General features: G+C 69.4%; 10 protein-coding genes. 8 read left to right on the forward strand and 2 right to left on the reverse strand.

Features of this window, described 5'->3' with window-relative positions; all coding sequences use genetic code 11:
- Positions 1-72 precede the first annotated feature (72 nt).
- From ACX9TP_RS01420 to ACX9TP_RS01450, 7 genes are all read left to right on the forward strand, one after another.
- A complete protein-coding gene (locus tag ACX9TP_RS01420; protein ID WP_482977890.1) occupies positions 73-2,235 on the forward strand; it encodes a protein kinase domain-containing protein in 2,163 nt (720 codons plus the stop codon).
- Between the two features lie 130 nt (positions 2,236-2,365).
- On the forward strand, positions 2,366-3,082 hold the full coding sequence (locus ACX9TP_RS01425) for a TetR/AcrR family transcriptional regulator (protein WP_482977891.1): 717 nt from the start codon (positions 2,366-2,368) through the stop codon (positions 3,080-3,082).
- 12 nt (positions 3,083-3,094) lie between these two features.
- Complete coding sequence (locus ACX9TP_RS01430; protein WP_482977892.1) at positions 3,095-4,090, forward strand: 3-oxoacyl-ACP synthase III family protein; 996 nt, start codon at positions 3,095-3,097, stop codon at positions 4,088-4,090.
- Between the two features lie 26 nt (positions 4,091-4,116).
- Positions 4,117-5,670: an acyl-CoA synthetase gene (locus ACX9TP_RS01435; RefSeq protein ID WP_482977893.1), complete on the forward strand. Its 1,554-nt coding sequence runs from the start codon at positions 4,117-4,119 to the stop codon at positions 5,668-5,670.
- Between the two features lie 96 nt (positions 5,671-5,766).
- On the forward strand, positions 5,767-6,366 hold the full coding sequence (locus ACX9TP_RS01440) for a hypothetical protein (RefSeq protein ID WP_482977894.1): 600 nt from the start codon (positions 5,767-5,769) through the stop codon (positions 6,364-6,366).
- A gap of 210 nt (positions 6,367-6,576) precedes the next feature.
- A complete protein-coding gene (locus ACX9TP_RS01445; protein WP_482977895.1) occupies positions 6,577-8,232 on the forward strand; it encodes a hypothetical protein in 1,656 nt (551 codons plus the stop codon).
- A gap of 2 nt (positions 8,233-8,234) precedes the next feature.
- Positions 8,235-9,419: an alpha/beta fold hydrolase gene (locus tag ACX9TP_RS01450; protein WP_482977896.1), complete on the forward strand. Its 1,185-nt coding sequence runs from the start codon at positions 8,235-8,237 to the stop codon at positions 9,417-9,419.
- 58 nt (positions 9,420-9,477) lie between these two features.
- Here the strand turns inward: ACX9TP_RS01450 and ACX9TP_RS01455 are convergent, their stop codons facing one another.
- Both ACX9TP_RS01455 and ACX9TP_RS01460 read right to left on the reverse strand, forming a co-directional pair.
- Positions 9,478-9,861, reverse strand: a complete 384-nt coding sequence (locus tag ACX9TP_RS01455; protein WP_482977897.1) for a hypothetical protein — start codon at positions 9,859-9,861, stop codon at positions 9,478-9,480.
- 265 nt (positions 9,862-10,126) lie between these two features.
- Entirely contained in the window at positions 10,127-11,164 is a 1,038-nt protein-coding gene (locus ACX9TP_RS01460; protein WP_482977898.1) for an alpha/beta hydrolase family protein, read from the reverse strand.
- Between the two features lie 249 nt (positions 11,165-11,413).
- Here ACX9TP_RS01460 and ACX9TP_RS01465 point away from each other — a divergent pair, with 249 nt between their 5' ends.
- Entirely contained in the window at positions 11,414-12,352 is a 939-nt protein-coding gene (locus ACX9TP_RS01465) for a synaptic vesicle VAT-1 family membrane protein (RefSeq protein WP_482977899.1), read from the forward strand.
- Positions 12,353-12,364: the final 12 nt, after the last annotated feature.

Consider the following 12,364-nt stretch of genomic DNA (forward strand, 5'->3'; position numbering starts at 1 on the left):
CCCGGGCGAGCGGCTATGCTCGAAGCCCTCCTCGCGGCCTTCGAAGCAACAGGGCCGGTGCGGTGACTCCTGGTGCCCAACTTCCGCCACCTGCCCGACGAGCGAATCCTCGAGCTGCACGACGTCGCGCTCAACTGCGACCTGGCGGTGCAGGGCACCTCGCTGGCGCTCCTGGAGGGAATCGACCCCGCGTGCGTCGCCTCGATTCCCCAGGGCGCTTCTCCCGCGGCCACGCTGATGGCGACGCTCTTCCGCTTCAACAGTATCGAGCGGCTCGCGGATGGTTCGGTTCCCTTGATGCAGTGGCTGCAGCGCGCCTGGCAGCTCAGCCGCGCGCTGCCGGTGGCCGTCCTCTTCCAGCAGTGCCTCCAGGAGGTCTCCAGCGGGCCCGCGCGCGCCGCCCGCCAGGATGCGCGGCCCGGTGAGAAGACCTCCCGCGACCCCCGACTGAGCGAGGAGCTTCGCCTCCTCTACGAACAGTGGGCGGCGGCCCTGGGGCGAGGGGAGGACCCGGGCGCGCTGCTCGCCGCCATCCGTCAGCTCAAGCGCCGCGCGGTGACGGGCGTGGAGCTCCAGTCCGGAGACCTCCTGGGGGACGGGCGCTACCAACTCCTGGAGAAGCTCGGCTCGGGCGGATACGGCACCGTCTGGAAGGCCTGGGACTATGGCCGGGAGAGCTACGTGGCCATCAAGGTCCTGCACGGGCATCTCGTGCAGGACGCGTCGCGCAGGGAGCGCTTCTTCCGCGGCGCCGAGATGATGTCGCAGCTCGCCCACCCGAACATCGTGAAGGTGCTGCTCAAGAAGGCGGAGGAGCAGCGGGACGGCGGAGCCCGCTACCTCTACTACGTGATGGAGCTGCTGAAGGGCGGCGACTTCAAGCAGCGGATACAGGCCGCTCCTGCCACGGAGCAGGAGGTGCTGCGCATCGCGCTGCAGGTCTGCGACGCGCTCGCCTGTGCGCACCGGCACAGACTGCTCCACCGTGACGTGTCCCCGGACAACATCCTCCTGGACGAGGCGGGGGTGGCGCACCTGTCGGACTTCGACCTGGTCCGCGCGGAGGACACCACGGCCGCGACGCGCGAAGGCCGCATGCTGGGCAAGTACGGCTTCGCCGCCCCGGAGGTCCTGGACGGCAGGGCCGAGCCGGATGCTCGCGCCGACGTGTTCTCGCTGGGGATGACCCTCCTGTGCGCGCTCAACCAGGGCCGGCTCCCGCCGTCCGGAGTGGCCCGAGCGCCGGTCGTCCATGGGTTGAAGTGCTCGGTGCTGATGCGGGAGGCCATCCTGGGCGCCACGTGGGACGCCGTGGAGCGGCGGCACCCGGACATGGGCGCGTTCAGGACGGCGCTGGAGCGCGTGCGCGATTCCACGGGGCCCGCGCGGCTCGCCGGCTGGGTGCGGACGGAGGCCCGGAGGTACCGGGGCGCTTTCGGACGGGACTCGGTGGTGGCGATTGCGTCCGTCGCCATCGTGCTGCTGGTCCTCGCCATTCCCGTGCGGGACAGGCTCCAGCGGTTCGCGACCGATGCGGGTAACCGGCGGGCGGAACCTCCACAGGGAGGCTCGGTACCCGGCGAAGAGGCTGCGCCGGGCACCCGCTCCACCCGGTGGGACGACCTGCCGCCCGGCATGAAGGACGCGCCCCAGGTCGCCGCCAGGCTGCTCCTCGGAGACCAGCGGTTCGCCACGGCCTTCTTCGTCACGGCCCAGGGGCACCTCGTGACGGCGAGCTACGTCTTCGCCGGGAACCGCACGAAGGACCGCCCGCAGGTCGAGCTCCTGGATGGGCGGCGGTTCGACGTCCAGCGCATCGACGTGGACGAGAAGGTCGGGCTGGCGCTCTTGAAGGCCGGCCTCCAACCCGAGCACTTCGCATCCTGGGCCCAGGCGGTGATGGGCGAGCCCGTCCTCGTGGAAGGGCTGGAGATGCGTCGGTTGTCCAGGTACCCGGGCAAGGTGGAGCCCCGGTTGGCGCGCTTCGCGGGGCAGGTGCTCTCCGACGAGAATGCCCGGAGCGGCAGGTTCCAGATCCAGGTCGAGCCCAATGACGGGACGCTCGGAGGCGCGCCCGTGCTGAACGCCAAGGGCTCCGTCGTGGGCCTGCTCCACACCGGCCTCAGCTCCACCGATGCGGACCGGAGCACCAAGCTGTGCATCCCCGCCTCCACCATCCGTGACTACGTGGACCGGGTCCTCCAGGGGTCCGGTCCGACCGACCCTGGTCCCTGAGCCCCGCCCGTGCTCTCATCCCATTCCACTCCCAGCGCTGACGCTCCGCGTTGCGCGCTCTCCATGACGCGCGGAGCCAAGCTCCGCGCTTTGACAAGCCCATCAACCGGGTGCTACCGCTAGGTGAAACATGAATCGCCCTTCAACTTCTCCAGACCGCAGCGGACCCGTGACGCCCCGAGGGCAACGGACCCGCGCGAAGCTGCTGAAGGCCGCCGAGTCGGTCTTCGGAGAGAAGGGTTATGAGCGTGCCTCCATCGCCGACATCACCCGCAAGGGCGGCGTGGCGCTGGGCACGTTCTACGTCTACTTCCCGGACAAGCAGTCCATCTTCGTCGAGGTGGTGGACGAGCTGGGCACGCGCCTGCGCCGCCTCATCGCCGAGTCCACCGCCGGCTGCACGGGCCGCGTCGACGTGGAGCGCGAGGGCCTGCGCACCTTCTTCCAGTTCGTGCGTCAGCACCCCAACCTCTACCGCGTGGTGCGCCAGGCCGAGTTCGTCGACGCCGCCTGCTACCGCCGCTACTACGACCGCTTCGCCAAGGGCTACGTCACCGGCCTGTCCCGCGCCATGGAGGACGGCGAGGTGCGCCGCATGGACCCGGAGGCGCTCGCCTACTGCCTGATGGGCATCGGCGACTTCCTCGGCATGCGCTGGGTGCTCTGGGAGGAGGACCCGGGCCTGGAGCGCGTGCTCGACACAGCGATGAGCCTCATCCAGCACGGCCTGGACACCCGCGCTCCCTCCGCGCGCAACACCGTGAAGGCATCGTCCGCCGCCTCGAAGAAGCCGAAGAAGAACACCCTGCGCCCCACGCGCCGTCCCGCGCGCGGCGCCCGGAGCTGACGAACACCCGCCATGCGATACGCCCAGATTCTGGCCACCGGCCGCTACGTCCCCGAGAAGGTCCTCACCAACGCCGACATCGAGAACATCCTCGGCGAGAAGGTGGACGAGTGGCTCCAGCAGAACGTGGGCATCAAGCAGCGCCACGTCATGGCGGACGACCAGGCCACCAGTGACTTGTGCGTCGCCGCCGCCCGCCAGGCCCTGGAGCGCTCCGGCACGAAGCCGGAGGAGCTGGACCTCATCATCATCGCCACCGACACGCCGGACTACCTCAGCCCCGCCACCGCCTCCGTGGTGCAGGCCAAGCTGGGCGCGGCCAATGCCGGCACGTATGACCTCAACTGCGCGTGCGCCGGGTGGGTGACGGCGCTGGACGTGGGCTCGAAGACGATTGCCGCGGACGACAGCTACCGCCGCATCCTCGTCGTCGGCGCGTACGGCATGACGCGCTATGTGAACTGGAAGGACAAGAAGACCTGCACCCTGTTCGCGGACGGCGCGGGCGCGGTGGTGCTGGGCGCGGGTGAGAAGCCCGGCTTCATGGGCGCGAAGCTCCTGGCCAACGGCGAGTACCACGACGCGCTCGGCATCTACACCGGCGGCACGAATCGCCCCGCCACCGCCGAGTCCCTGCAGCTCACCGGCGGCAAGCCCGCGGTGCAGTTCGTCCGCAAGTTCCCGGCCACCTTCAACACCGAGCGCTGGCCCATGCTGCTGGACCAGCTCCTCAAGCGGCAGAACCAGACGCTGGACGACGTGAAGCTCTTCGTCTTCACCCAGCTCAACCTGCGCACGATTGAGGCCACCATGAAGGCGCTCGGCCAGCCCATGGAGAAGGCGCACTACACCATGGACAAGTGGGGCTACACCGGCTCGGCCTGCATCCCGATGACGCTCGACGACGCGGTGGTGCAGGGCAAGGTGCGGCGGGGAGATTTGGTGGCCTTCTGTGCCAGCGGCGGCGGCCTCGCCATGGCCTCCGCCCTCTACCGCTGGACCGCCTGAGCCGTATGCCCGGAGAAGGGACGCGCATGTTCATCGGAGACTGGATGGGCCGGGGCGCCCTCTACTGGCCCGAGCACGTGGCGGTGGTGGACACCGCGAAGGGGGAGGCCGGGCGCTTCACCTACCGCGCCCTCAACGCCCGCGCCGAGGCCCTGGGCGCCTGGCTGCGCGACGTGGCCGGTGTGAAGCGCGGCGACCGCGTGGGGCTCGTGGCCCACAACGGCGTGGAGTACCTGGACGCGCTGTTCGCCTGCGGGAAGATTGGCGCCATCTTCGTCCCCTACAACTGGCGCCTGCACGCCGCGGAGCTCACGGACCTGGTCCGCTCCATCCGCCCGCGCGTGCTCCTCTTCGGTGACGACTTCCGCGACGCCGTCGCCCAGGTGCGCGAGCGCATCGGTGACTCCGTGCGCCTCGTGTCCCTGGAGCCGCAGGGGCTGCCCGGCGCGGACGCGTACGCGACGGCGCTGGCGCACGTGCCCGCTTCTCCGGTGACGAACGACAGCGTCGCGGAGGAGGACATCCTCTGCCTGCTCTTCACCGGCGGCACCACCGGCCGCTCCAAGGGCGCGCGCGTCAGCTACCGCATGGTGGCGTGGAACACGCTCAACACGCTGGTGCACGAGGTGCTCCCCGGCGACGTCACGGTGACGCACACGCCCATGTTCCACACGGGCGGGCTGCTCGTGTACACGGTGCCGCTGCTCACCGTGGGCGGCACCGTCGTCATCATGCGGCGGTGGGACCCGGAGGCGCTGCTCGACCTCATCCCCCGCGAGAAGGTGACGCTCTTCTTCGCGGTGCCCACGCAGTACCAGCAGCTCCAGGAGTCGCCGCGCTTCCGGTCCACCAGCTTCTCCACCGTGCGCTTCATGACCAGCGGCGGTGCGGCGCTGCCGGTGCCCCTCATCCAGGCGTGGCAGGCGGTGCACCCGGTGCCCTTCAAGCAGGGCTTCGGCATGACGGAGTTCGGCCCCGGCCTGTTCAGCATGGGCCCGGAGTTCGCCGTGTCCAAGGCGGGCTCCATCGGCCGGCCCAACTACTTCATCGCCGCGAAGCTGGTGGACGACGACGGCCGCGAGGTGCCCGTGGGCGAGGTGGGCGAGCTCGTCCTCAAGGGCCCGTCCATGTGCTCCGGCTACTTCGAGGACGAGGCCGCCACGCGCGAGGCCATCGACGCGGAGGGCTGGCTGCACACCGGTGATTTGGCACGCCGCGACGCGGACGGCTTCTTCTTCATCGCCGGCCGCAAGAAGGACATGTTCATCTCCGGCGGAGAGAACGTGTACCCGCTGGAGCTGGAGTCCGCCCTCTACGAGCACCCCGCCGTGGGCCAGTGCGCGGTGGTGGGTGTGCCCGACGCGAAGTGGGGCGAGGTCGGCCGGGCCTTCGTGGTGCTCAAGCCGGGGGAGCAGGCCTCCTCCGACGCGTTGCTGGAGCACCTGCGCGGCCGGGTGGCGCGCTTCAAGGTGCCCAAGCGGGTGGACGTGGTGGAGCGCCTGCCGATTTCCGCGGCGGGGAAGATTCTCAAGCGCGAGCTGCGCGAGGCGGCCATCGCCGCGGACGGCGAAGCGCGCTGAAGCACGGTTTTTCGGAGGGACTCCTCGCTGGCGGCCCTCCGCTGTCGACTGTCACGTCATCCCGGCGGTGCCGCCGGAGAGAAGAGGAGCAAGTCCATGAAGAAGCAGATTCTGTCGGCGGTGGTGCTGTGCGCGCTGGGGCTCGTGGGTTGTGGTGACGACCCCGTCATCGACCCGCCGGACAACACGCCCAAGCTGGACAGCTCGGCCAACATCCTCGCCTTCCTCGATGGCAAGACGCTGCTGATGGAGGGCGCCAACATCCCGGCCTATCCCAACGGCTTCAACGAGGACGTGGACTACGGTCCCTATTCCCAGTGCTACCAGAAGGTCACCATGACCGTCGGCGGCGGTAACTTCACCGTCAACAGCATCCCGGGGACCATCGTGGACGGCGCGTGCAACCACGAGGTCGCCAAGAACCCGCTGACCTTCACCTCCAACACCGTCCTCATCGAGAACGTGGCGGCGGATGGCAGCTGCTTCGACGTGACGTTCAACTTCCCGGGCGGCCTCACGCAGGAGGGCCGCGGCGGCTTCACCTCCGACCGGAAGCAGCTGAGGCTGGAGCTCTTCTTCAAGGGGCAGGCCACCGGCAACCGCTGCGCGAACGGCGCGGTGGGGGCCGCCAACACCGTCACCCTCAGCGGTAACGCGTTCACCGCGGACGCGGTGCAGAAGTACGTCATCCAGTAGTCGCGGTACTCCCGTGCCGGGAGGAGGGCGTGCTCCTCCCTCCTTCCGGAGACGGGCCGGCTGTGGGGACACAGGTGTCCCGCCGGTCTTCACCGCTCATCCCCTCCTCCTGGCGAGGCGTGATGGGCCCCTGGCACTCATCCGCAACACGAACGACGACATCTGAGCCCGGTGAGTCCGGGATGCCCCTCGCTCGGGGCCGAGGTGGATATGACGGGAAGGTGGCTTGAAGCGCGCGCGCTGCGGCGCGGCGTGGTGGCGCTCGCGCTGGGCCTCGCGGGAGTGGCACTGCCGGCGGCCGCGCAGAGCACGCCGGTGCCCGGCCTCTATTACGGCGAGTGGCGCGAGGAGAAGGAGCGCGAGGAGGACGCGGAGCCTCGCGAGCTCACCCTCATCAACTACTTCTTCACGCGCCTGTCGCTGACGAACCAGGTGGGTGACCCGGCCGGCCTGCGCGGCGTGGCGCTGGGCCCCATCGGCTCGGCCACCGGCAGCGCGGTGAGCGTGACGCCGGGGCGCTCGGCGTACTTCGTCGAACAGCGCTGGATTCCCGTCATCGAATACAGCCCCTTCTTCGTGGACGGGCTGGCCTCGTTCCGCGCGCAGTTCGAGGTGGACTTCCTCTGGGGCCGCTCGGCCAACACCATTGGCCAGAACGAGGGCGGCGGCTTCAACGCCGACCAGGTCAACATCCAGACGAAGAACGTCAACGTCGCCATCTACCCGACGCGCGTGCCCGCGCAGCTCACGCTGCTCATCGGCACGCAGCCCGTCTACGACACGCCCTATGACCCGACGCGCACGCCGCTGTCGGACATCGTCCGCACCGGCTACAAGCTGTCCTTCCTCGGCAGCGACGCCACCGGCCTGTCCGTCTTCAGCAGCTACAAGGGCCTCGCGCGCCTGTCGCTGATGCCGCTGGGCAGCGCGCAGGCGGACCGCGCGAAGCAGAACGACCCGCGGCTGAAGTACATCTGGCTGGCCATGGCGGACTACGTCTACCCGGTCCGCCCCAACACCAACGTGGGCGTGTCGTTGTGGTACCTCAACGACAGGACGAAGGGTGACGCGTACGCCTTCGAGGGCCTGGTGAAGAGCGGCCCGTCCTCCGTCGGCCTGCCCGGCTTCGTGGGCACCGCGCGCTTCCCGATTGAGCGCCCCACCGGCGACGTGTTCTGGGTGGGCGCGCACTTCAACCACAACATCGACTTCCGCAACGGCCGGCTCGGTGCGTCCGGCTTCGTCATGTACAACGGCGGCAAGTACACGAGTGATGAACCGGAGACGTCCGCCCTGGACTCGCTCAGCATCTCCGGTCTCTCCGCCAACGCGGAGCTGATGTACCAGTGGGGCCGCGGGCCCGCGGACGTGCTCACGCTGGAGGGCATGTTCACCACCGGCGACAACAACACCCAGGATGAGCGCTACACCGGCGCCTTCACCCTCAACCAGTACGGCATCCCCGGCGCCGTCTGGTTCAACCACAAGATGCTGCTGCTGTTCCCCTTCACCAGCACCGTGAACAACTACACGGGCGCGGTGTCGGACATCTCCAACCAGGGCTTCGGCCTGCGCGCCGGCATGGCGACGGCGGCGTGGGACCTCGTCCCCAACAAGCTCAACCTCAAGGTGGGCACGGGCATCGCCAACGCGGGCGCCACACCGACGCGGTGGAACCCGGACGTGCCGCGGGGGCGCTTCATCGGCACCGAGGTGAACGCGGAGCTGCGCTACCACATCCGCTACCTCATGACGGCCGGCCTGCACGCCGGCTACCTCTTCCGCGGCAGCTTCTACGACGGCGCTCCCGCCGTGCGGAGCAACCCGTGGGCGGCCTTCACCACCTTCACCTGGTACGCGTTCTGACCATGAGCACCTCCCGCGCCATCACCGCCCTGCTCCTCGCGGCCGGGCTGTCCTCCGCCGGCTGCGTGCGCTCGTTCGCCGGCCAGTCGCCCCTGTCCTTCCAGGACCTGGACTACACCTCCGAGGGCACGAAGCAGCCCTGGCCCGTGCAGCGCATCCCGCTGCCGCGCACCGCCGCGCAGTACGGCATGGCCAGCGTGCCCGAGGTCGCCTGCGTGGACATGCCCGCCGCTTCGCCGGACGCGAAGACGGTCATCTTCGTCCACGGCCTCGGCTCCTATCTCAAGTTCTGGCGCTCGCAGCTGGACGCCTTCCACCAGCAGGGCTTCCGCGTCGTCGCGGTGGACCTGCCGGGCTACGGCAAGTCCGACAAGCCGGGCACCTTCCCGTACACCATGGAGGCCATGGCCGACGTGGTGCTCGAGGTGGCGGACGCCCTGCGCGTGGAGAAGCCGATTCTGGCCGGGCACTCCATGGGCGGGCAGACGTCGCTCTCCTATGCCATCCGCTACCCGGAGCGCCTGGGCGCGCTGGTGCTGGTGTCGCCCGCGGGCTTCGAGAAGTTCTCCTGGAAGGAGAAGGCCTGGTTCGAGCGCGTCATGAGCACGGAGTTCATCAAGGGCGCGCCGGAGTCCGCCATCTGGGGCAGCGTGCGCCAGGGCAACTTCATGAACTGGCGCCCGGAGCTGGAGTGGCTGATTGAGGAGCGCGTCCGGGTGGCGAAGTCTCCCGAGTTCGACGCGTACGCCTACGCCAACGTGCGCACGGTGAAGGGCCTGGCACACAACGACTTCGTGCGCGACAGCCTCCACCACGTCACCGTGCCCACGCTCATTGTCTACGGCACGGATGACCGGCTCATCCCCAACCCGTTCCTCCACGGCGGCGAGACGCGCGAAATCATGGAATACGGCGCGTCGCGCATCCCGGGCGCGAGGCTGGTGCCGCTGAAGGGCTGCGGTCACACCGTGCAGCTCGACTGCCCGGCGCGCTTCAACGAGGTGGTGCTGCCCTTCCTCCGCGACGCGGCCCAGGGGCGCATCGTGGTGCCCGAGGGCACGGAGCCGAAGCCGGAGGCGCCGAAGCCGGGAGTCCCCTCGTCCGGAGCGCCGGCGCCACAGAGCCTGCCTCCGGCCACGCCGAGCCAGGAGGGCGCTCCCGCGCCCGCCAACGCTCCGCACCCGTGAGGCCGTGAAGTCCCCAGGGCCCCTGCCTTCGCCTGCGCGAGGGTGGGGGCCTTCGTCGTCAGGACGAGCAGACGGTGGTGTTGGGGAAGCCCGCCGTCTGCGCCACGACGACGTATTGGTCGCTGGTGGTGTCCCAGCTGAGGTAGCGGGCCTGGAAGCCGGGCTGCACCTTCTCGCCGGTGCCGTAGGAGTTGCCGTCGCTCGCCCACTGCCAGGCGACCTTGTCGTCGTTGGGCTGCGAGGAGTCGGTGTAGAGCCCCACCCAGTCCCACTTGCCCACCGACGTGGCGGACCAGGACAGGACGAACTCGCCGTCCTCGTAGCCCAGGCAGACATTGAACGCGGAGTCCGCCGCGCGCACCGAGCCCTTCGCTTCAATGGGGTGGTTGCGCAGAATCTGGGCGGCCTGGGCGGGAGTCATCTTCTTCGGGTTGGTCGACATGGCAAACCTCGCGGGCACGCGCACGGCGGAGCGCCGTTCGCGTTGGGAGTGCCCGCCGCCGTGAATCGGAAGCGGGCGACCTTGCTGTCAGGGTCGCCGCGGGGTTGAGCAAGGCGGGTGCCAGCGCGCGTGCGCGGGGCGTCCGGCCTCGTTCCGCGAGGTTGCGCGGCCGTGGGCTTCACGCGCCGCCGGCCGACGTGTCGGGCCCCCGCGAAGTCGTGTCGGGTTCCGACATGTCGGCGCGGCGCGCGCCCGTGCCGGAGGGCTACGGGATGCTGTGGCTGCGCACCATGCTGTACTGCACGGCCGCCGTCAGGTCCTTCGAGTTGAAGTGCCCGTAGGGATAGGCCGAGTACACCTTCTCGCCCGTCTGGCCGGGGATGCGGGAGGTGTAGCCGCCGTAGACGACGCCGCCGTAGCCGATGACCTCGTCCGCGGTGGAGTAGATGGAGTAGCGGTAGTCGCCCTCGTAGCCGCTCGAGGCGAGCAGGTCATTGAGGTACGCCGAGCGGCCCGTGACGAGGCCGAAGTACAGGTAGCCCGGGTACAGGCCGTTGGTGGAGCCGCAGGTGGGGGTGCCCGGGCCCGTCTGGTAGCAGGACGTGAGGCCCAGGTTGGCGCCGGCGATGCCGACGAAGGTGTCCACCGAGCCGGTGAGCGCCGCGCCCACGTAGTAGTCACCGCCATTGGCCGAGTCGTTCGCCCAGCCGCCCTTGAGCGCCTTGCGCGCGAGCGTCACGCCCATGGAGTGCGTGACGATGTCCACCTTGGAGGCGCCGGTGTACGCCTTCACCGCCTCGATGAACTTGCGCACCTTCATGACGTTCGTCTTCGAGTGGTACTGGTACGCGGACATGGCCGCGTTGGCCGGGCCCCACGTCGTCGCGTACAGCTCGCTCGTCTTGTAGCCCCTGGACAGGAAGTAATCGACGGAGGCCGTCCAGCCCGTCTGGCCGACGGTGCCCGTGCCAATGGCCTTGTCCGAGTTGCCGTGGATGAAGATGACGGGCTGGTTCACCACGGTGTCGGTGCCGCTGGCCTTGCCGCCATAGCTGCCGCCGGACAGGTCCGCGCGCACGAAGTCATAGCTGCTGTAGCCGTTGTCGCTGAGCCACTGGCGGAAGTGCGCGGTGACGCCGGTGGTGGACGCGGCGGACTCCGCGGTGCCCAGCTGCTCTTCCGCGGGCGCTTCGACGGCGGGCGTCTCCGCGAGGGTGGAGTCCGGTTCGAGGCCCTCACCGCAGCCGGTGGTGACACCGAGCAAAAGCGTGCCCGCGAGGTAGAGCGAATGCCGCAGTCGCATGACTTCTCCTTCGATTGTTTTGGGAGTGCGCGCGGAACGGAACGGTCCTCGAGCGCGAGACACAGTGTAATGACTGTTCATGCGCGCGTCGTCGGCCGATTGGACGTGCAGACACGTTGTCGCGCCGCGTCGCGTGATACTCACGGGGGCATGCGCGCACGCAAGGTCGTGATTTCAAAAGCGGGTGGGTACGAACGACTCCACCTTGAAAACCTGAATCAGGTTTCACCTGGGCCGGGCGAGGTGGTGGTGGCCACGGAAGCCATCGGGGTGAACTATGCGGACTGCGTCATCCGCATGGGGCTGTACGCCTCCGCGAAGGAGTACGTGGGGTGGCCCATCACCCCGGGGTTCGAATTCTCAGGGACGGTGATTTCCGTGGACCCGGGTGTCACCGACCTGGCGGTGGGGGCACGGGTTTTCGGTGTGACGCGGTTCGGTGGGTATGCGACGCACGTCGCGGTGCCCCGGCACCAGGTGTTCGCGTTGCCGTCGCGGTTCACGATGGAACAGGCGGCGGGGTTCCCCGCGGTGTTCCTCACGGCGTACTACGCGCTGCTGGAGCTGGCGCGCCCGCGGGCCGGGGCGAACGTGCTGGTGCACTCGGCGGCGGGTGGGGTGGGGAGCGCGCTGCTGCAGCTGGGGCGCATCGCCGGGTACCGGATGGTGGGCGTGGTGGGCGGGACGCACAAGGTGGAGGCGGCGCGCGAGCTGGGGGCGGACGTGGTCATCGACAAGAGCCGCGAGGACCTGTGGGCGGCGGCGGAGCGGGCGGCGCCCAAGGGGTATGACGTGGTGCTGGATGCGAACGGGCCGTCCACGCTGAGAGACAGCTACAGGCACCTGGCGTCACCGGGGAAGCTGGTCATCTATGGCTTCCACTCGATGCTGCCGCGCACGGGTGGGAAGCCGAACTACGCGAAGCTGGCGTGGGACTGGCTGCGGACGCCGCGCTTCGACCCGCTCACGCTGACGAACGACAACACCAGCGTGCTCGCGTTCAACCTGTCCTACCTGTTCGAGCAGCGCGACGTCCTGGCGGAGTCCATGGCGCGGCTCCTGGGCTGGGTGGAGGAGGGGAAGCTGGTGTCACCGCGGGTGACGCCCTTCCCGCTGGACGCGGTGGCGGAGGCGCACAAGGCGCTGGAGTCGGGGACGACGGTGGGCAAGCTGGTGCTGGTGCCGTGAGGGTTGGAGGGC

The sequence above is a fragment of the Pyxidicoccus sp. M15 genome (assembly GCF_056858435.1).

Excerpts from the sequence above, each read along its gene's own strand:
- ACX9TP_RS01425 (WP_482977891.1), top strand. The coding sequence starts at position 2,366 with ATGAATCGCCCTTCAACTTCTCCAGACCGCAGCGGACCCGTGACGCCC.
- ACX9TP_RS01430 (WP_482977892.1), top strand. The coding sequence starts at position 3,095 with ATGCGATACGCCCAGATTCTGGCCACCGGCCGCTACGTCCCCGAGAAG.
- ACX9TP_RS01435 (WP_482977893.1), top strand. The coding sequence starts at position 4,117 with ATGTTCATCGGAGACTGGATGGGCCGGGGCGCCCTCTACTGGCCCGAG.
- ACX9TP_RS01440 (WP_482977894.1), top strand. The coding sequence starts at position 5,767 with ATGAAGAAGCAGATTCTGTCGGCGGTGGTGCTGTGCGCGCTGGGGCTC.
- ACX9TP_RS01445 (WP_482977895.1), top strand. The coding sequence starts at position 6,577 with ATGACGGGAAGGTGGCTTGAAGCGCGCGCGCTGCGGCGCGGCGTGGTG.
- ACX9TP_RS01450 (WP_482977896.1), top strand. The coding sequence starts at position 8,235 with ATGAGCACCTCCCGCGCCATCACCGCCCTGCTCCTCGCGGCCGGGCTG.
- ACX9TP_RS01455 (WP_482977897.1), bottom strand. The coding sequence starts at position 9,861 with ATGTCGACCAACCCGAAGAAGATGACTCCCGCCCAGGCCGCCCAGATT.
- ACX9TP_RS01460 (WP_482977898.1), bottom strand. The coding sequence starts at position 11,164 with ATGCGACTGCGGCATTCGCTCTACCTCGCGGGCACGCTTTTGCTCGGT.